We start from the raw sequence: 20,205 nt of genomic DNA, 5'->3' as shown, positions 1-20,205 counted from the left end.
ACAAACAACCTGTTTGATGTAACGTTTTATCAAACTGTACGGAGCTAAAATACATGCGACTTGAGGTCTTGTCAAAGTGCGTCGTGGGGTGTTCGCCATCAGAGCAGAGACCTGCGAATCCATCGGTGATGTCTGCGGCTGCGGATTGTCGGCCGCTTTTCCTTGCAGCCGACGATAATGAGGGTATGACTTTAGCGACTCCGGAACGGTATACGGCGATGCTTGACGCGGCCAGACGGGGGTCCTACGCCTATCCCGCCATCAATGTGACCAGTACTCAGACCCTGAATGCGGCCCTGCAGGGGCTGGACGAAGCACAGTCTGACGGGATCATTCAGGTCTCCGTGGGAGGTGCTGCCTACCTGTCCGGACAGCGCCTGGCTGACCGAGTGGTTGGCTCCATTGCCTTTGCTGGATTCGCCCACGAGGTGATCGCCCGATATCCAAGCATCACTGTGGCCCTGCATACGGACCACTGCGCCCCGCAATACCTGGACGAGTGGGTGCGGCCCCTGCTGGTCTACGAGAAGGACCAGGTGGCCCACGGTCAGGATCCGCTCTTCCAGTCACATATGTGGGACGGTTCCGGCCTGCCCCTGCGGAAGAATCTGGCTGCGGCTGCTGAGCTGCTGGAGCTGTCCCGCGCTGCCCACACCATTCTGGAGATCGAAGTGGGCACAGTCGGCGGCGAGGAGGACGGCCACTCGGCTGCTATCGATCAGCGGCTCTATTCCTCGCCCGATGACGGGCCCAAGGTGGTTGATGCACTGGGGCTGGGCGAGCGCGGCCGCTACATGGTGGCCTTTACCTTTGGCAACGTGCATGGGTCCTATAAGCCCGGCGTGGTCAAACTGAGGCCTGACCTGCTGGGGCAGATCCAGGACAGAACAGCCAGAGCCATATCCGATGGACGGGTCAGCGGCATCCCCGCCCCGGGCGCCCCTGCCGACAAGCCCTTTCTTTTGGTCTTCCACGGGGGCTCTGGCTCGCAGCCGGAAGAGATCGCCTCGGCCGTCGCTCATGGCGTGGTCAAGATGAATGTGGACACCGACACCCAGTACGCCTTCACCAGAGCCGTGGCCGGGCACATGTTCGTCAATTACGACAAGGTCCTCAAGGTGGACGGGGAGGTTGGGGACAAGAGCGAGTACGACCCTCGTTCCTGGGGACGCCAGGCCGAGGACGCGATGGCGGCGCGTGTAGTCGAAGCCTGCCAGCAGCTGGGCAGCGCGGGACGTGCCATGAGATGATTGACAACTTTCCGTCCGAGGAGGGTCATGCGGGCAGGGAAGCCACGATCGGCAGCTGAGTCTGTTCGGCTCTTATGATGCCTGGATCGGTTCGTCTTCCGCTCCATGCGTAGGGTTAGGCTCATCTATGGATGGTCTGCCGTCGTTTCCTTGGATGGCGACCAGTGGATAAGGAGCATCGTATGCCTGGAATCGTGATCGTGGGGGCCCAGTGGGGCGACGAGGGCAAGGGCAAGGCAACGGATCTGATCGGCGAGCACATGGACTACGTCGCCAGGTTCAACGGGGGCAACAATGCCGGCCATACCGTGGTCGTGGGTGACCAGGAGTACGCCCTCCACCTCCTGCCTTCGGGGATCATTCACCCGGCCATCACCCCGGTCATCGGCAACGGCGTCGTGGTGGATCCAGCCGCCCTCTTCGAAGAGATCGATGGACTCCAGTCCCGCGGCGTTGATTGCAGCCGGTTGAGGATCAGCGAGTCCGCGCACGTCATCGCCCCCTACCATCGGACGCTGGATAAGGTGACCGAGCGCTTCCTGGGCAAGCATAGGATCGGCACGACAGGCCGCGGAATCGGCCCGGCCTATGCCGACAAGATCAACCGTGTGGGCATTCGTGTGCATGATCTGTTCAATGTCGACCATCTGCGCGACAAGGTGGAGGCCAGTCTGCATCAGAAGAACCAGATGCTGGTCAAGCTCTACAACCGCCGGGCCATTGAGGTGGAAGCCACCGTTGAAGAGCTGGCGGGATACGCCGAGCGGCTCAAGCCCTACGTGGCCAATACCTCATTAATGCTCAACCAGGCTCTGGAACAAGGCAAGAACGTCCTCTTCGAGGGGGGGCAGGCCACCATGCTGGACGTGGATCACGGCACCTACCCCTTTGTCACCTCATCCAACTGCACGGCCGGGGGCGCCTGCACCGGCACTGGCGTGGGCCCGACCAAGATCGACCGGGTGGTTGGCGTGGCCAAGGCCTATGTGACCCGCGTGGGAGAGGGGCCCTTCCCCACGGAGCTGGACAATGAGCAGGGCGAATGGCTGCGCCGTCAGGGCCACGAGTATGGGGTGACCACTGGTCGCTCCCGCCGCTGCGGCTGGTTCGATGCGCTGGTCAGCCGCTATGCAGTGCAGGTCAACGGCTTGACCGACATCGTGCTGACCAAGTTGGATGTTCTCTCCGGTCTGGAGACCATCCCGGTCTGCGTGGGCTACGACATCACCCGGTCCGACGGCTCCCGCGTCAGGGTGGATCAGATGCCCGTGGACCAGGCCGAGTTCCAATCAGCTCAGCCGGTATACGAGGAGCTGCCGGGCTGGCGCGAGGATATCTCCGGCGCCAAGAGCTTCGGGGAGTTCCCGACCAAGGCCAAGGACTACATCCACCGCCTGGAAGATCTGTCCGGCTGTCGTATTTCTGCCGTTGGTTCTGGTCCGGGCCGCGATCAGATCGTACAGATCCACTCGCTGATCGGCTGAGGGAGTTCCATGGCTCTGCCCTGCCTGACCGCCTTCCCTGGGGCGGTCGGCACGGGAATTATCATCTCCACGGATCGGCCTTTGGGAGAACGGCTGCACGGGGCCATTGCCGATCTGATCGAGGATTACGAGCGTGCCCTGTCGCGGTTCAGGCAGGATGCCATACCTGCGCAAATGGCCCAGGCTTCTCACGGGGGCAGGTTCGTCTTTCCTGACTACTGCCAGGGGCTTTTTGACTTATATGACAGGCTGTATTCCGCCACCGACGGGGCCTTGGACCCCATGGTGGGCGAGGATCTGACCCGTCTAGGCTACGGCAGGCAGCCCACCTTCCGGCTGCAGGCCCATGCCGCCGGTCATTTGGGACGTATCCATGGGCGGCCGACCTGGGGCAATGACCTCAGGCGTCAGGGTACTGTCCTTATGACTGCCGGTCCGGTCAGCCTTGATTTCGGGGCAGTCGGCAAGGGCTATCTGGTGGATCTGATTGCCGATCTGCTTGAACCTCGGGTCGAGGAGTATCTGATCGATGCCGGTGGCGACATGCGTATGCGTACCTCTCGCCTGGTCTCCATCGCCATGGAGGATCCCAGCGATCTGTCTGCAGGCGTGGGTCGGATCGAGCTGTCCCGTGGCTCCTTGTGCGCCTCGGCACCCAGTCGCCGCCATTGGACCGATCGCTCCGAGGATGCGGCCGCGGCAGGGCTGACGGCGCTTCACCACATTCTGGATGCCATCGATGGTCGTCCGGTTGACCGTGTGCTGGCCTCCTGGGTGGTGGCCGGCGAAAACGATAACGGACACCCCACGGGCCTGGCTGATGGTCTGGCCACAGCCCTCTTTCTGGTGCCGCCGGATTCGCTGGCCGCAGGATTTTCCTTCTCCTGTGCGCTGATGTATGCCGACCGTCAGGCCGTGATCTCCGACGAATTTCCGGGACGGTTCTTCATTGACTCCAACATCCACCCGTCCACATAGTGGACCAGTCTCGCTGGACCGACTGAGGTCAGGCCTATGGTCGGCATCAATGCGGATGCACAGAGAACGCATCCGATTCGAGGATGATGAAGGGAGGTTCGCCGTGATGACCAGCTTGACAGACACCCGCCGATTCGGCACCGTGTCCGCACGAATTATTAGCCCGTCCTCACCGGCGGACTGACTCGGCAATCTTCATTGTTCGACCCCGTCGGAAGGCGGGGCTGGACGAGCATAGGCTTCATCGCATCAGACCCTGCTGACAGCGGGGTTTTTCTATAAGGAGATGAGATGAAGTGATGACGGCAAACGACGTCAGTGTTGCTTCCCCGGCCCCGGCAACCTCCGTGTCCGGCCGCACCCGTGTGACCCGCAGCTCGGTTCGCACAGTCATCGGGGCCTCCATGGTCGGCACGGCCATCGAGTTCTACGATTTCTACGCTTACGGGACGGCTTCGGCCAACTATTTCCCCAAGCTCTTCTTCCCCAAGACCGATCCGACCGTGGCCTTGCTGGCCTCCCTGCTGACATTCGCCATCGCTTTCATCGCGCGGCCACTGGGATCCTTGATCTTCGGACACTTCGGGGACCGCCAGGGACGCAAGACCACGCTGGTGGTCTCCCTGCTGACCATGGGTTGCTCCACAGTCCTGATCGGCGTCCTGCCCACCTATGCCTCCTGGGGGCTCTGGGCCGTGGTGGTCCTCTGCCTGTGCCGATTCATCCAGGGAATAGGCCTGGGCGGCGAGTGGTCCGGTGCGGCTCTGGTGGCCACTGAGAACGCTCCGGAAGGCAAGAGGGCGCTCTACGGCTCATTCCCTGAGCTGGGCGCTCCCATTGGCTTCTTCCTGGCCAATGGAACCTACTTCCTGCTGGAGATGTTCTGCACCCCCGAGCAGATGCTGAGCTGGGGCTGGCGTGTGCCCTTCCTGCTCTCCGCCATCCTGGTGGTCGTAGGGCTGGCTGTGCGCGTCTCCATGCAGGAGACCCCCATCTTCCAGATGGCCCTGGATCAGCAGAAGGTTGTCAAGACCCCTCTGCTGGAGGTCTTCCGCAAGAGCTGGCGACAGGTGCTCCAGGCCACCTTCCTGGTCGCAGTCACCTACACCCTCTTCTATACCCTGGCCACCTGGTCCCTGGCCTACGGCACCAAGCCCAAGTCCCAGGGCGGCGGCGGACTGGGCTTCAGCAACCAGGAGTATCTGCTTATGCTCATGGTCTCCATCCTGGTCTTCGCCCTCTTCATCGTGCTGGCCTGCGTCTATGCGGACCGCATCGGCCGTCGTCGGGTGCTGATCGGCAGCTCCGTCATGCTGGTGGTCTTCAGCCTGGTCTTCCCCTACCTGCTCATGGCCCATCACAACACCTTCCAGGTCATGGTCTTCCTCTGCGTCGGGTTCGCCCTGATGGGCATCGCCTTCGGGCCCATAGGCGCCTTCCTGCCGGAGCTCTTCGACGCCAACGTGCGCTATTCGGGCTCCGGCATCGGCTACAACTTGGCGGCCATCGTGGGCGCGGCCTTCGTGCCCACCATCGCCACCTGGCTCTCCTCCCACTGGGGAGTGCGCTCGGTCGGGCTCTACCTGGCCGTTATGGCGGTCTGCTGCCTGGTGGCAGTGCTGACCTGCCACGAAACCAAGGATGTGGACTTCGCCAAGTAAGCCCTGGATGCATCCCGCCGGCCGGTTCCTCCAATCGCGCTGGTGTCCGAACAACGAATTGCGGACAGTCCATCTGGCCATATCACGAGTATGGTTGGAGGCATACCGTACCCAAAGGGTACGGATCGGGGTCAAGGACAAAATCCGTCGCCTCGGTCGAAAGAGCATCGTCCGCCTGGAACAACGACAGGAATTCACAGTATTTTGCGTTCCCCGGCCTGGAAGAGCCGGTCCGGTTGGACCGCACATAAAGGAGTGTAGATAATGGCAGCACAGATCTGGTATGAGAAGGATGGGGACCTCTCGGTTCTGCAAGGCAAGAAAGTGGCCATCATCGGCTACGGTTCCCAGGGACATGCTCATGCGCTGAACCTGCGTGATTCCGGTGTGGATGTGGTGGTTGGCCTGCGTGCCAATTCCAAGTCGGTGCCCTTCGCCAAGGAGCAGGGCCTGGAGGTCAAGACCGTGCCCGAAGCCACCAAAGAGGCCGACATCGTCATGATTCTGGCCCCCGACCAGTACCAGCGCAACATCTGGCGGGACGACATCGAGCCCAACATCAAGGAGGGTGCGGCGGTCGCCTTCGCCCACGGGTTCAACATCCATTACGGCTACATCAAGCCCAGCGCCGACCATCCTGTCTTCATGGTGGCCCCCAAGGGCCCGGGCCATATCGTCCGTCGTGAGTATGTCGCTGGCCGTGGCGTGCCCGTGGTGGTGGCCGTGGAGCAGGATCCGCGCGGCGATGCCTGGGACATCACCCTGGCCTACGCCAAGGCTCTGGGCGCTCTGCGCGCCGGCGCCATCAAGACCACCTTCAAGGAAGAGACCGAGACCGACCTCTTTGGTGAGCAGGATGTGCTTATGGGCGGCGTCAACCATCTGGTCGAGGCCGGCTTCGAGGTGCTGACGGAGGCTGGCTACCAGCCGGAGATCGCCTACTTCGAGGTCTGCCACGAACTCAAGATGCTGGTTGATCTGATGAACGAAGGCGGCCTGAACAAGGCTCGCTGGTCCTGCTCCGACACCGCTCAGTACGGTGATTTCACCTCCACCGTGGTTGACGAGTCCACCAAGGACAGGATGCGCCACCAGCTGCAGCGCATTCAGGACGGCTCCTTCGCCAAGGAGTTCATCGACGACCAGGATGCCGGCGCCCCTAAGTTCAAGGAACTCCAGGAGAAGTACTCCCACGAGAAGATCGAGGAGGTCGGCCCCAAGCTGCGCGCCATGTTCTCCTGGAACAAGGACGTCAAGGATGCCGATGAGGCCCAGTCCTTCACTGGCAAGATCGCCCGCTCCCAGGTGCAGTGACCTCTAGGAGGCCTATGGCCTCTTGCGAATCGCCGTCCATGTGGCGGCGATTTTTTTGACCTGATGCCGATATATTTCAAGAGCGATTTGCTGCTATGTTTGACAATAAATAGTTACAACGGTAAAATTTTCTTTACTTAGTGTTCTGAAAACAAAGGAGTTGTCATGGATACTGGTCCGCTTTTGGTGGTCTTATTGATTGCCATAGCTCTAATTGTGCTGCTGATCGTCAAGGTCCGGATGCATCCATCGCTCGCTCTGTTGATTGCGGCCTTCTTTGTGGCGTTTGTTACCCGGGTGCCTCTGGATAAAATCATCGATACTATAGAAAAGGGTGTTGGGGATACCCTCGGATTTCTTACACTGATCATTGGATTCGGGGCTGTTCTGGGCAAATTGCTGGAGGTCTCGGGCGGGGCCCAACGGTTGGCCCAGACCATGCTGCGTGTGTTCGGCAAACAGCACGCAACAATCATCATGGCCTTGCTTGGCTTAATTTGCGGGATACCGGTTTTTGTTGAGGTCGGTTTTGTTCTTCTGGTGCCCTTGGTCTTTGTGGTAGCTAAAGAGGCGGGCATATCACGGCTCAAAATCGGCATTCCCTTGGCTACTTCTTTGATGGTGGTGCACTGCATTCTTCCGCCTCATCCGGCTGCTACGGCAATCGCAGGGACCTTGCATGCCGATATTGGGACAGTGATTTTACTGGGTTTGTGCGTTGCGGTCCCTTCCGTTCTAGTCGGCGGAGTCTTGTTTGCGCATTTTGCCATACCGGCACATGACCCTGCTCTGATAAAGGACGAAGAAGGCGGTATGGGTTCTTTTGATGAAGAGAGCGAGAAGAAGCTTCCTGGTTTTGGCATCACCTTGCTTACTATTCTTCTGCCTCTGTTGATCATGGTGACCAGAACCATATCCGCACGGATGCTGCCGAGTGACATTCTGGCGATGAAGTGGATCAATGTCATCGGAAATCCGATCTCGGCCTTGACCATTGCTCTCCTGTTTGCTTATTGGTCCCTCGGGCTAAACAAGGGGTTCGGGTTGAAGCAGTTGCAAGAAATAACTGACGGTTCCTTTGGCCCGATCGGTGGAATTCTGCTGATCATCGGTGCCGGAGGAGCTTTCAATGCGGTGCTGACGGCTTCGGGAGTTGCGCCTGGTCTGGCCAAGGCCTTCTCCCATTTGCCGGTCAGTCCTATCATTCTGGCCTGGCTCATAGCTTTGATACTGCATTTTGCTGTCGGTTCTGCCACCGTGGCCATGATCAGCGCTGCTGGCATCGTGCTGCCCATGCTGGCGGCCAATCCCGGCCTTTCGCCTGCGATTCTGGCTCTGGCTATTGGAGCCGGCGCCATTGGGCTGACGCATGTGACCGATTCTCTGTTCTGGATGGTCAAGGAATATTTGCATATAAGTGTTCCACAGGCTTACAAGACACTGACAGTCGGCACATCGATCACATCCGTTATAGCTCTAGGAGTTACTTTGCTGCTGAGTCTGGTCGTTTAACTTGATTGGCCGAGAAACGACAACGGCTTGGCGAGAATAAAAAGGAGTCGAATCATGAATGAATTGATACACGGAAAAACGGCTGCGCAATGGACCAGTGACCTGCCGCTCTTGAAGGAACTGATGCAGGAGCAAGAAACGACCTGGTTCAATGATCAGGTTTTGCCTGCAAAGGATGGAATTGAGCGCGTGGGCCTGACGGTCACGGATGTTGACGACGCTGCAGATCGATTGAAGAGGTTTGCACCGCTAATTATGGCGCTGTTCCCGGCCACAGCGAGTTCCATGGGGATCATAGAATCGCCGCTTGTCGCGGTTCCGGGCTTGGCTGCAGCGCTGGGCAATCGATATGGTCAACAGTTGCCGGGACAGTTGTGGGCTAAGTTGGACAGTGAATTGCCTATCAGCGGATCCATTAAGGCGCGAGGCGGCATCTACGAGGTGCTTAAGCATGCTGAGGACCTGGCCATTGATGCCGGACTGTTGACTGTCGATGATGATTATCGCAAGCTGGCGACGCCCGCTATGAAGAAATTCTTCAGCCAGTATAAGATCGCAGTCGGTTCGACCGGCAACTTGGGGCTGTCCATCGGCATCATGAGTGCAGCTCTGGGCTTTGATGCCAGTGTGCATATGTCGGCGGATGCACGACAATGGAAAAAGGACAAGCTTCGCGCCAATGGCGTTCATGTCTATGAGTATCAATCGGACTATTCGGTCGCAGTTGCATCTGGCAGGAAAGAGGCCCAGTCCGATCCCATGGCTTACTTCATCGATGACGAAAATTCCACCACCCTCTTTCTGGGCTATGCCGTAGCCGGAAGGCGTCTGGCGGGCCAGTTGCGCACCTATGATGTTCGAGTGGACCAGGATAATCCTCTCTTTGTCTACCTGCCCTGTGGGGTTGGTGGCTCTCCTGGCGGTGTGGCTTTTGGGCTCAAGACGGTCTTCGGTGATGCTGTGCACTGCATCTTTGCTGAGCCGACCCATTGCCCATCCATGTTCTTGGGCACATACACTGGTCTGCACGATAAGGTAAGCGTTCAGGACTTTGGAATCGATAATGTGACTGCAGCTGATGGTCTGGCCTGTGGACGCCCGTCTCGATTCGTGGGCAAGGCCATGCAAGGTCTAGTGGACGGTTTCCTCACCATAGATGATGATGAGCTCTTCCGTATTGAGGCCAGTCTTCATGATGCATCAGGCATAAATATCGAGCCTTCGGCTGCTGCCGGATTTGTGGGACCATGGCGAGTCCTGAGCGGCGGGGAGTACATCAGAAAGATCGGGTTGGATGATGCTTCTATGGCCAGGGCGACGCATATAGCGTGGTGCACTGGCGGGTCTATGGTGCCCCGGGATGAGATGTCCGCCTATATCGCCAAAGGAGAGAGTCTACTTTAGAACTACTGCCGTAACAGGTCGGAGTGTGCCAGCGTTTTGGGAGGCCACCCTCTGACCTGGGCAGACATGCGTGAAATACGGTTGTATACAGATGCGATGGGGTGAACGCGTATGGTGCATAATGCCAGGACAGTCGATCAGGAGTCTGATTCGGCAGATGATGCTCAATATCTGAAGCAGTATATTCCTTTGGTCAATTTCCTTGGTGAGGTTTTAGGGCCGAGAACCGAAGTGGTGTTGCATGATGTTGCCAATACGAAGAACTCGATCATTGCTATAGCTAATGGTCAGGTGTCTTCTCGGGAAGTCGGTTCTCCGGCGACCGATTTTTTGCTTCATCTCGTGCGCGATGGGACACCTGATGGCAGTGATTACGTGGTTGGATACCGGGGAAGGTCTTCCACCAACAAGAACCTGCTTGTCTCCTCCACGTACCTGATAAGACATCGAGGAAAGATTGTCGGAGCACTGTGTATTAACAGCGATCAAACGCCATTGCTGGCTATCGAGCATATGGTCGAACAGTTGAAGGATATGTACTTCCCAGTGTCTGACCATAATGACACCGAGCAGCAGGAAGAGAACCTGGTAGCTTCAGCGGACGATGTCATAGAACAGGTAATCGATCAAACCTGCGTCGAGGCAGGGGCGAGGATTGATCAATTGAGTCCTGAACAGCGACTTGATGCGATACGGCGGTTGAATGACCAGGGTTGTTTCAACATCAAGGGTTCGGTGGCGAAGGTTGCCAGGCTGCTGTCCATCTCGGAGTCCACGGCCTATAGATACCTTCGGATGGTGTAATGGCTCGTCCTTGTGTCTCGATTGACCTTATATGAATCTTGAAATATGTAGCCAGCGGCTTGTGTAATGGCAGGTCCGTACAGGATGCTCGTGGTGTCAGCATGGGTGCGGCAGCGCTGCGCGCCTATTGTTAGGGGATAACCCGGCCTCGTATTGTTTGTGCGGAAAGTTGCAAACGAGGCTGTCGCAGGGATTCGGTTATCCCTCTCCACCATTTGAGAGGTCGAATAAGGCCTGATTGTTTCAGCGCTTGGGGCCTGCCACTGTCGGTGATGCCAGTTATCAGGCGGAGCAATGAGTGCCAGCATGTTTGACGGTCCATGTGTGGCGACAGGGAAGTAATACGAGGAAAATAAAAAAGCGAAAACGCGAAAACAAAGTTAATAAATCCTATATTAGATTTGCGAAAGCGCATTCTCTGATTTACACTGAATTCGATGCTTCAAGATCAATGCCATTTGCTGTTTTGTGCTTGGTAAATTGCTGGGCAACGGGCTGTGCTCTTTCACAGTGATGTGGATTGCTACATGGCTTGACGGCAAATGCGCCCGAAAGGAACATGGTATGTATAAATTATCTCAAGGCTTGGCCTCCCTGGTGGTCGCCTTTGCCGCAGTGGCGACGCTTGCCACTGGCGGAGTGCTGCCTGCGTCTGCTAGTGAGTATTCCAGCGCGAATGCAGAGATCGGGTACCCCCATTTCGAAGGTGTGGATAATCCGATTCCAGCCAGCGGACAGGCCTATGATCCCTCTGCTGGCTATCTTGCGAAGGTCTTTGACAAGGATCTTTCCCAGGGGGCGGGGACAGACACTAATCATGATTTTTGGATTGATCGGATTCTCACCAGAAAAGGCGACCAGCCGACCGGCAAGGGGACCAACGATGCCGGAACCTATGCCTACGAGGGTGCAGATACCAATCAGTATCTATTTTCTCGCGGCCGAGCTGCTTATATGCGTACTCATGAACCATCGGTATTCGGGTTTGGAGGCGAGATAGCCTACAAGGACACGATCAGCAGCAAGGGCGCTTTTACCGTTGATTTTTATAAAGGACAACAAAAGCTGGCTGTTCATGAGGTTGCTGATAAGCGGAAGCAGACCCCTAGTTATTGGCGAGGCAGCTTTGAGACGGATGATCCGTCCCTATCCGTGGAATTGGTCAAGTACATCACTAATGAAAACGTGCTTGTCGCTCAATACCGAATTATCAACAAGGGCGGAGCGAACGATGTGACTTTGCGCGCCACATCGCCGCTTGCCAGTGTTGAAGATGGGGATGAGCTGACTGGAGTGGTTAAGACAAACCGCGATTTGACCACTGTCTATCCACGCTTTTCGGGCAGTGGCATGCGTCCTGAGAATGGCCATCTTGCTGCTGATCTGCACCTTTCCTCCAACAGCGAGCAGACCGGGAAACTCCAGCTTGGGCTGCTTGCCGATGAGCTTCCTTCCTCCAAGCAAGAGTATGGCCGCATCCGTTCTGAATCGCCTGAAGAAGCCTATAAGGCTCACGTCACCGCGTATAACAAATGGTGGGCCGATAATATCCCCTATATTGAGACGCCTGAACCAAATATCGATAAGACGGTCTTCTACCGGTGGTGGCTTAGCCGTTTCAATTTCATTGATGCTAATATGCCGGGCAATACCTACCAGTTCCCTGCAGCTATTGAAGGAGTGCTCGGATACAACAATTCCATTGTGCTGACCACGTGCATGTTCATCAATGATTTGAAGTATCTTCGTGATCCCACATATGCTTACGGCTCGTGGGTAGCGGCTGGCGAGACATCCAAAAGCCGGCAATATGTCGATAACCCGGGTGGAACGAGCTGGAATAACAGCTACACGCAATATATAACCGATGCAGCCTGGGAATCCTTCAAGGTGCATGGAGGCCCTGCCGATATTGCCTCAGCGATAGGGACCTATGGGCGCAATGATGTCAATGCTCTAATAGGGGCTAAGAATTCATCCTTCAATCGCAACGGCAACAAGCTTATCGACTGGGACTGGGCTTCCATGACCGGCAATGATTCTGATGCTGTCTCTTTCTTTGAGCACGAACGCGAACCCATGGATAGGGCTGAAAGCGCTTGGGTCTGGGCGAACGCCAAGGCTGCTTCGGAGGCGTTTGCCACAGCGGGCAACAGTGAAGGCGCGGAGGCGATGTCGCGTACCGCGGATGAGATCCGCTCGCAGATCCTTGAACAGCTTTGGAATCCAGATACCAAACTCATTCAGCACAAGTTCATCGGGGAACACAACGGTCAATTCGCCAAGTGGAAAGAGAACAACAACTATTATCCATACGCAGCTGGGCTGATGCCGGCTCAGGGGGAGGCCGACTACAAGGATGATTATGAACGTGCCCTGAGGCTGTTCGCCGATGCCGATGAGTTCCCTGTCTTCCCCTTCTATACCGCTAATCAAGAGGACGTCAAGGCCAGAGCTGAAGCCAACCCGGGGAAAACTTACTCCAACAATTTCTCCGTGATCAATTCTGTGCCCCTGTTCCGTATTTATGCGCAAGGCATTCGTCGGTATCATGCTTCCGACAAGGGGTACATCAGCAAGGAAATGTTCAAAAAACTGCTGTATTGGAATGCTTTCGCACACTATCAAGGCGGCGATAACCGGTATCCTGATCAAAATGAATTCTGGAACACGGCGACCGCTGAACATGGCGGGCGAATCGACTATAGGTCGTGGATTCATCACACCCAGCTTGGAACCACGAACTGGACTTTGATCGAGGATGTTGCAGGTCTGGTGCCTAGGCAGGATTCCACAATCGAGCTGAACCCTATAGCCATACCAGGTTGGAACTATTTCACGATCAACAATCTGAGCTACCACGGGCAGGATATGACAATCGTTTGGGATCGGGACGGCAGTCATTATCACGGGCCGGCAGGATTCTCCCTCTATCTTTCAGGGCGGAGAGTCATGACTTCGGACAAATTGACGCATGTTCTTTATGATGCGCATACAGGAAAGGCCCGGTTGGGTGATCAGGCAGATTCATCCGCAACCCTGGTCGTTTTCGATCGCGAATCGTTGGCAGAGGCCAAAAATGTCACCTATTCCGCTGATTCGCGTGTGACTGACATCTTCGCCAAGGCGGGCCGCAACATTGATCCCAGAGCAATTGACCGTACCGATCTGGCTCGTGGGGCCCAGGTCAAAGCCAGCTTTGAGGCTCCGAATCAGCCAGCGAGTGCCGCCGTGGATGGTAGCACCATCAATGAACCCTTCTGGGGGACTGCTGGTTCGCCGAACTCGGTCGATTCTCTAGAAGTGAGTCTGGCAAAGCAGCTGACTATTGATGAGATCCGTCTCTATTTTTATAAGACAGCGGCGAACTTTACCGTTCAGGGATATGCGGAACCCACTCTGTACCGGTTGGAGTATCAGGACGCAACGGGTCAGTGGAAGCAGGTCGAGCAACAATATCGATCACCCAATGTGCCCGAGGCCAATTACAACCTGATCAGATTCCCCGCAATACAAGCCAGAAAGCTGAGGGTCACATTCACGCATGCACCTGGTGCGCGTACTGGTTTGAAAGAGATTGAGGCCTACCATACTGGCATCACCGCACCTACAACAGAGAACCAGCCGCCTTCTGTGCAGGCCTATGTGTCAAAAATCGGCTCGCAGGGTGCACAGCTATCCGGAGTCGTCAAGGATGATGGTATGCCTTTCGGTCGGCTTACGACGAATTGGGCCCAGGTTTCCGGCCCGGGAAAGGCGACATTCGCCGATCCTTCCTCGCCGTCCACAACGGTCAAGTTCAATTTGGAAGGGGATTATGTCTTACGACTGACTGCATCGGATGGGCAGAAGAATGGCCATGCGGATGTACGGGTCCATGGAATCCCATCAGACGGTCTATTCAATACGGCTCCTCAGGCCAAGGCTACAGCCAGCTACACCAATAGCTACCTTCCGAGCGGGAATGTCAAGGTAGTCAATGATGGCAATACGTCCAACGATGGCGGCACGCCTAATCTCAGCTGGAACAATTGGGGGGATCCTCATACTGGAGAGGAGCCGTGGCTGCAGTTGCAGTGGCCCGGGCACGTCCCCCTTAGCAAGGCTTCGCTGTATTTCTGGACCGACAATGGCGGTGTGCCCATGGTTCGTTCGTGGAAGCTGCAATACCATGACGCGGCCTCCGGGAACTGGAAGGATGTACAGTTGCGGCCTGGCTCGGTTTACGGTGTCGATAAGGATGGGCCCAATACCGTGCTTTTTGATCAGGTCGATACCGATGGGATTCGAGCTGTATTCCCCAAGGGCGCCATTGTCGGAGTCAGTGAGTTCGAAACCTATGCGGAGGATCCGCTGACTGTGCCGGACCTGGATTTGCCTACTGAAATTGGCCACGTGCCGCAGTTGCCGACAAATGTAGAAGTGGCTTATGGCGGAGGCTGGCGAAGGAATCTGACCGTGCTTTGGCCTGAGGTAACGAAAGATATGGTGTCTGCAGAAGGAGAGTTCAAGCTGACTGGCACCGTGATCGGCGCCTCTCAGAAATCGACAGCGACGGTATGGGTCCGATCTGACCTGCACAGTCCCTTTATCAACGGTATCGAGTCAAGTGAGCAGACGGTGTATACAGGGAGCGATAGGACCCTTCTGCGTCTGCCTTCCACAGTTACAGGCATCTACAACAACGGCGTTCACAAAAGCGGACTGCCGGTGACTTGGGATGCCCAACAGGTGGCGGCCATTGATTTGCAGCGTCCTGGCGACTATTCGGTTGAAGGAGCAGTGCCTGATGTCGCCGCAGGAACGCGCGCCAAGTTGACTGTTCATGTTGTAGATCGGTACCAAAAAGAAGTGGGATGGGTTGAAAAGTCCGCGACCTCATCGGTCAGCGCTGAAGCATCCTGGTCACCTGCACAAGGCAAGCTCAATGATGGCATACTCATTGATGACACTTGGCCATCAGAGGATGATGCTGATGTCAATGCCAAAGTATGGGGATCCTGGGGAGCGGCGGTTGATGGAATGTATGCTGAATACGAATGGCCGCATAAAATCACCATCGACTCCAGCAGAGTGCAGTTCTGGGCTAATTTCCGTACTGTCAATGACAGTAAAGGCGGATTGGAAATTCCCAGGAATTGGAAGATCCAATATCTGGATGAGAATGGGAAATTCCGGGATGTGGAGAATGCCCGTTATGCCACAGTGCGCAATGACCCGGGGCATCATGCCACGGATCATGGCGGTTGGAGCACTGCCGAATTCACCCCTGTATACACTGATAAATTGCGCCTGGTCCTGGACCCTCATCAAGGCACAGGAACCTTTGGCGTTGCCGTAGCGGAATGGCAGGTGCATGCTCCGGACCAGGCAGAGAAAGTCGACAAGACCAATCTTACAAATCTAGTCAAGGAAGCATCCGCCCTCCACGAGGAAGACTACACGCCAGGGACCTGGGGTGACTTCAGTTCAGCTTTGAAAGGCGCTCGAACAGTGCTGGATGAGGCAAAGGCGACGCAGAAAGATGTCGATGATGCGTTCAATAAGCTTGCGGCTGCACAGCAGGCTTTGAAGAAACGCGCAGATAAAGAGCATCTGACTGAGGTGATCAATCAGGCAGGCTCAATCAAACAGAGTGATTATACGGAGGACACGGCAGCTGCACTTCGCACTGCTCTTGACAAGGCACGGGGTATTCAGCTTGATCCGGAAGCAGAACAGGCTGCGGTCGATGCTGCCACGGCATCTTTGCAACAAGCCATCAAAGGGTTGAAGAGCAAAGCCTCGGTGAGACCTGCCACCAATAAACGAACGCTGCAAGAAGCCGTCAATAGGGCTGATACTTTGCAGGAGAAGGCTTATACCACTCAGTCATGGCAGGCATTTTCCAAAGCGCTAGGCCGAGCTAAAGGTGTTTTGGCCGATGAAAACGCGACTCAGGATCAGGTGGATCGAGCAGTGCTCGATTTGGTGCAGGCGCAGGCATCTTTGCAGGCTTTGAATCCAGATGGCCATGGTTCCGCGAAGGTCGATAAGAGTCGTCTTAAGGCGGTCCTCGACCAGGCAGGAAAGTTGCAGCCTGTAGCAGGCTCTCCTGAACTGTCTGAGCGTCTTGCACGGGCTGTGGCAGGGGCACGGAAGGTGATGACTGACCCGGCTGCTACGCAGGCGCAGGTTGATGCAGCTATCAGTGAACTCGAAGGCTTGCTTCGTCAGGTAGCTGATATTCAGAAGCAGGCTGAAGGGAAAACCGGAACATTGACCTCCACAGGTGTCGCCGTCCTTGTACTTGCGCTGTCTGCTGCCGCTTTGCTGTTGATGGGAGCCTTGGCGCTCCTGTGGATTCGGAGGAAAAGGCAGCGGTGAACTGCTCGCTCGGTATATCAATCCCCGTGCCCCACGGATGGATCGCCTTGCATGTTCCAGTGAAAGGCAGACCCGGATGAAGTAGCTGAAGCAGCTGGAACACGGGATCTGTGTCCCCGGCATGGCGGTGCTCCCGCCCAGATGGTCGATTCCATCTGGGCGGGAGCATTGCTTATTTATGCCGAACGCGGCCCTTCAAAGGTGTCCTTTGTGCCCGCTGCTTCAGCGGGCGGATTCGGCGCCGGACACGTCCATGTCCTTGAGACGCACGATCTTGGTGTGGTTGACGAACTTGAAGCCCAAATAGAGGACCAGGACCAGAACCACGCTGAAGTAGGTCATGGCCATGTGCGACCAGTTCAGGCTGAGCAGGGAGGGGATGTCCTGTCCGGCAATGACGATGACGCAGAGCACCATGGCCAGGACCGGGCCCAGAGGGTAGAGCTTGGAGTGATACTTGAGCTCGCTCAGGTCGTGCCCTTGGAGCTTGAAGGCCCTCCGGAAGCGGAAGTGGCTCAGGGCGATGCCGATCCAGGCGATGAACCCGGTCAGTCCAGTGGCAGTCACCAGCCACATGTAGAAGGACTGCCCGAAGATGCTGGAGGCGAAGGTGGCCAGGGACATGCAGACCGTGGCTACCAGGGCCGCCAGGGGGATGCCCCTCTTGGTGGTCTTGGCGAAGATGGCCGGAGCATAGTGGTCCTTGGCCAGTCCGTAGAGCATGCGGCTGGATGCATAGGCCCCGGTGTTGACGGCCGAGAGGATGGATGTCAGCACCACCGCGTTCATGACGCTGGCTGCCGAGGCCAGGCCGGCCCGCTGGAAGACCAGGGTGAAAGGCGACATGGCGATGTCCCCGTCAGAGGCTCCCAAAAGGTTGGGGCTGGTGTAGGGGATCAGGGCGGCGATGACGAAGATGGAGAGCACATAGAAGAGCAGGATCCGCCAGAAGACATCGTTGATGGCCTTGGGGACCGCCTTGCCGGGGTTTTCGGATTCTCCGGCGGTCACGCCCACTACCTCGGTGCCTTGGAAGGAATAGCCGGCGATCAGGAAGACGCTCATGATGGCTGGGAATCCTCCCACGAATGGAGCATCCTTGTAGGTGAAGTTCTTCAGGCCGACCGCTGGCTGGAACATGATTCCGCAGATCATGGCCATGCCGATGACCAAAAAGACGATGATGGTAGCCACCTTGATCAGGGAGAGCCAGAACTCGGTCTCTCCGAAGGCGGAGACCGTCAGGGCGTTGATCAGGAAGACGATGACCAGAACCAGCAGGCTCCAGATCCATCCTGGGGTGTTGGGCAGCCAGTACTGGATCAGCAGGGCGGCGGTGGAGATGTCCACGGCACCCGAGATGGTCCAGTTCAGCCAGTAGTCCCAGCCCATGGCAAAGCCCAGGGCCGGATCCACGTAGCGGGCGCTGTAGGCGGCGAAGGATCCCGACACCGGAAGGTGTGTGGCCAGCTCGCCCAGGCTGGTCATCAGGAAGTAGACCATGACGCCCATGGCTATGTAGGCCAGAAGTCCTCCACCGGGGCCCGCAGCTGAGATGGTGGAGCCGGAGGTCATGAACAGTCCGGTGCCGATGCAGCCACCTAGGGCGATCATGGAGATGTGGCGGGTCTTGAGGTTGCGCTTGACGCTGCCGTAGCCATGATGCTCTTGCCCGGCCCGGTCGGATTGATTGATGTTCGACGCTGCATTGCTGGTGTTCTGCGTCATGATCCTCCTCCTTTTGGCTGGGCGACGCACCGGGGAGTCCGGGGTCGTGCTGAAATTGCGATTTCTGATATGCCGACTGGATGCCGGAAAGATTCAATATGGCCGGGTCCTTGAGCCGGTCCTTGAACGCTTAGGGAGTCTATGCCATTGATGCGGCCTTTCGGCTTCCATGGTCACCATGTGTCATGGTAGCTGGCAAATCTTTCATAGCGATTCCGGATCCCCGCTCAGATCCATCTTCTTCAAGGGCACGATCCGAGTATGGTATCGGATCTTGTAGCCCAGGTAGAGCGTAAGCACCAGGGGCACGCTGATGTAGGTGATGCCGATTTCCTGCCAGTTCCAGTTGACGAAGGCCTCGATGTTCTGCCCGCCGATGACAATGACGCATAGGATCAGAGCCAGAATAGGCCCCAGGGGGAAGAGCTTGGCGTGGTATCGCAGCTCCTCAACACGATGGCCCTGGGCCACCCATGCGCGGCGGAAGCGGTAATGGCTCAGGGCGATGCCGATCCAGACGATGAATCCGGTCAGTCCCGAAGCGGCCACCAGCCACATGTAGATCCTCTGGCCGAAGATGCTGGAGGCGAAGGTCGCCAGGGAGACCACCAGGGTGGCGACCAGCGAGGCCATGGGTATGCCATGACGGGTGGTATGTCCGAAGAAGGCGGGGGCGTAGTGGTCCTTGGCAAGGGCGTAGAGCATTCGAGTGGAGGCGTAGACCCCTGAGTTGGCGGACGAGAGGACCGAGGTCAGAATAATGGTGTTCATGACGCTGGCTGCCGAGGCCAGGCCGGCCCGCTGGAAGACCAGGGTGAATGGCGACATGGCAATATCCCCTTCTGAGGAGCTCAGCAGATTGGGGCTGGTGTAGGGGATCAGGGCGGCGATGACGAAGATGGAGAGCACATAGAAGAGCAGGATCCGCCAGAAGACATCGTTGATGGCCTTGGGGACCGCTTTGCCGGGGTTTTCGGATTCGCCGGCCGTGACCCCGATCAGCTCGGTGCCTTGGAAGGAGAAGCCGGCGATCAGGAAGACGTTGAGAATGGCGGCGAACCCTCCCACGAAGGGAGCGTCCTTGTAGGTGAAATTGCTCAGGCCCACAGCTGGACGAAACATGATTCCGCAGATCATGGCCAGACCGATGACCAGGAAGACGATCACCGTCACCACCTTGATCAGCGCGAGCCAGAACTCGGCCTCGCCAAAGGCCGACACGGTCAGGGCGTTGATTAGGAAGATGACTACTAGGACCAGCAGGCTCCAGATCCATCCTGGGATGTTGGGCAGCCAGTACTGGATCAACAGGGCGGCGGTGGAGATGTCCACAGCCACGGTAATGGCCCAGTTCAGCCAGTAGTTCCAGCCCATGGCAAAGCCCAGGGCCGGATCCACGTAGCGGGCGCTGTATGCGGAGAAGGATCCCGACACAGGCAGGTGTGTGGCCAGCTCGCCCAGGCTGGTCATCAGAAAATAGACCATGACGCCCATGGCCGCGTAGGCCACCAGGGCGCCTCCTGGCCCTGCCTTGGCAATAGTGGAGCCGGAGGTCATGAATAGTCCGGTGCCGATGCAGCCGCCTAGGGCGATCATGGAGACGTGCCGGGTCTTGAGGTTGCGTTGGACCCGGTCGGTGGATGCGGAAGGAGTGTCCTTTCCGCTCTGCCTGGTCGCCATAACTGCTCTTTTCCTCGAACTGAC

11 protein-coding genes are annotated in these 20,205 nt (G+C 57.1%); 9 read left to right on the top strand and 2 right to left on the bottom strand.

Features of this window, described 5'->3' with window-relative positions:
* Nucleotides 1-185 precede the first annotated feature (185 nt).
* The 9 genes from fbaA to DKK75_RS07750 all read left to right on the top strand — a co-directional run bounded on the left by fbaA (nt 186) and on the right by DKK75_RS07750 (nt 16,773).
* Complete coding sequence (fbaA, locus tag DKK75_RS07790) at nt 186-1,250, top strand: class II fructose-bisphosphate aldolase (protein ID WP_110452863.1); 1,065 nt, start codon at nt 186-188, stop codon at nt 1,248-1,250.
* A gap of 182 nt (nt 1,251-1,432) precedes the next feature.
* Nucleotides 1,433-2,734 carry an adenylosuccinate synthase gene (locus tag DKK75_RS07785; protein ID WP_110452862.1) on the top strand — a complete coding sequence of 434 codons (1,302 nt, stop codon included), beginning with the start codon at nt 1,433-1,435 and terminating at the stop codon, nt 2,732-2,734.
* 9 nt (nt 2,735-2,743) lie between these two features.
* Nucleotides 2,744-3,712 carry an FAD:protein FMN transferase gene (locus tag DKK75_RS07780; RefSeq protein WP_110452861.1) on the top strand — a complete coding sequence of 323 codons (969 nt, stop codon included), beginning with the start codon at nt 2,744-2,746 and terminating at the stop codon, nt 3,710-3,712.
* A gap of 299 nt (nt 3,713-4,011) precedes the next feature.
* Complete coding sequence (locus tag DKK75_RS07775; protein ID WP_110452860.1) at nt 4,012-5,373, top strand: MFS transporter; 1,362 nt, start codon at nt 4,012-4,014, stop codon at nt 5,371-5,373.
* A 264-nt stretch (nt 5,374-5,637) separates the two neighbouring features.
* Nucleotides 5,638-6,687 (top strand): ketol-acid reductoisomerase, encoded by a 1,050-nt coding sequence (gene ilvC / locus DKK75_RS07770; protein ID WP_110452859.1) that lies wholly within the window; start codon nt 5,638-5,640, stop codon nt 6,685-6,687.
* Nucleotides 6,688-6,852: 165 nt separating this feature from the next.
* Nucleotides 6,853-8,199: a GntT/GntP/DsdX family permease gene (locus tag DKK75_RS07765; RefSeq protein WP_110452858.1), complete on the top strand. Its 1,347-nt coding sequence runs from the start codon at nt 6,853-6,855 to the stop codon at nt 8,197-8,199.
* Nucleotides 8,200-8,253: 54 nt separating this feature from the next.
* Nucleotides 8,254-9,603 carry a D-serine ammonia-lyase gene (locus DKK75_RS07760; RefSeq protein WP_110452857.1) on the top strand — a complete coding sequence of 450 codons (1,350 nt, stop codon included), beginning with the start codon at nt 8,254-8,256 and terminating at the stop codon, nt 9,601-9,603.
* Nucleotides 9,604-9,714: 111 nt separating this feature from the next.
* On the top strand, nt 9,715-10,407 hold the full coding sequence (locus DKK75_RS07755) for a helix-turn-helix transcriptional regulator (RefSeq protein WP_110452856.1): 693 nt from the start codon (nt 9,715-9,717) through the stop codon (nt 10,405-10,407).
* Nucleotides 10,408-10,971: 564 nt separating this feature from the next.
* Entirely contained in the window at nt 10,972-16,773 is a 5,802-nt protein-coding gene (locus DKK75_RS07750; protein ID WP_181414520.1) for a discoidin domain-containing protein, read from the top strand.
* Nucleotides 16,774-16,995: 222 nt separating this feature from the next.
* Here the strand turns inward: DKK75_RS07750 and DKK75_RS07745 are convergent, their stop codons facing one another.
* Together DKK75_RS07745 and DKK75_RS07740 are read right to left on the bottom strand one after the other, a co-directional pair.
* Nucleotides 16,996-18,501, bottom strand: a complete 1,506-nt coding sequence (locus tag DKK75_RS07745) for an amino acid permease (RefSeq protein ID WP_110452854.1) — start codon at nt 18,499-18,501, stop codon at nt 16,996-16,998.
* 204 nt (nt 18,502-18,705) lie between these two features.
* Nucleotides 18,706-20,181: an amino acid permease gene (locus DKK75_RS07740; protein WP_110452853.1), complete on the bottom strand. Its 1,476-nt coding sequence runs from the start codon at nt 20,179-20,181 to the stop codon at nt 18,706-18,708.
* Nucleotides 20,182-20,205: the final 24 nt, after the last annotated feature.

This window comes from Bifidobacterium asteroides, from assembly GCF_003202695.1.
Lineage (GTDB): Bacteria > Actinomycetota > Actinomycetes > Actinomycetales > Bifidobacteriaceae > Bombiscardovia > Bombiscardovia asteroides_G.
This window is presented reverse-complemented; position numbering and strand designations above follow the sequence as displayed.

Excerpts from the sequence above, each read along its gene's own strand:
- DKK75_RS07785 (WP_110452862.1), top strand. The coding sequence starts at position 1,433 with ATGCCTGGAATCGTGATCGTGGGGGCCCAGTGGGGCGACGAGGGCAAG.
- DKK75_RS07780 (WP_110452861.1), top strand. The coding sequence starts at position 2,744 with ATGGCTCTGCCCTGCCTGACCGCCTTCCCTGGGGCGGTCGGCACGGGA.
- DKK75_RS07760 (WP_110452857.1), top strand. The coding sequence starts at position 8,254 with ATGAATGAATTGATACACGGAAAAACGGCTGCGCAATGGACCAGTGAC.
- DKK75_RS07750 (WP_181414520.1), top strand. The coding sequence starts at position 10,972 with ATGTATAAATTATCTCAAGGCTTGGCCTCCCTGGTGGTCGCCTTTGCC.
- DKK75_RS07755 (WP_110452856.1), top strand. The coding sequence starts at position 9,715 with ATGGTGCATAATGCCAGGACAGTCGATCAGGAGTCTGATTCGGCAGAT.
- DKK75_RS07740 (WP_110452853.1), bottom strand. The coding sequence starts at position 20,181 with ATGGCGACCAGGCAGAGCGGAAAGGACACTCCTTCCGCATCCACCGAC.
- fbaA (WP_110452863.1), top strand. The coding sequence starts at position 186 with ATGACTTTAGCGACTCCGGAACGGTATACGGCGATGCTTGACGCGGCC.
- DKK75_RS07775 (WP_110452860.1), top strand. The coding sequence starts at position 4,012 with ATGACGGCAAACGACGTCAGTGTTGCTTCCCCGGCCCCGGCAACCTCC.
- DKK75_RS07765 (WP_110452858.1), top strand. The coding sequence starts at position 6,853 with ATGGATACTGGTCCGCTTTTGGTGGTCTTATTGATTGCCATAGCTCTA.
- DKK75_RS07745 (WP_110452854.1), bottom strand. The coding sequence starts at position 18,501 with ATGACGCAGAACACCAGCAATGCAGCGTCGAACATCAATCAATCCGAC.
- ilvC (WP_110452859.1), top strand. The coding sequence starts at position 5,638 with ATGGCAGCACAGATCTGGTATGAGAAGGATGGGGACCTCTCGGTTCTG.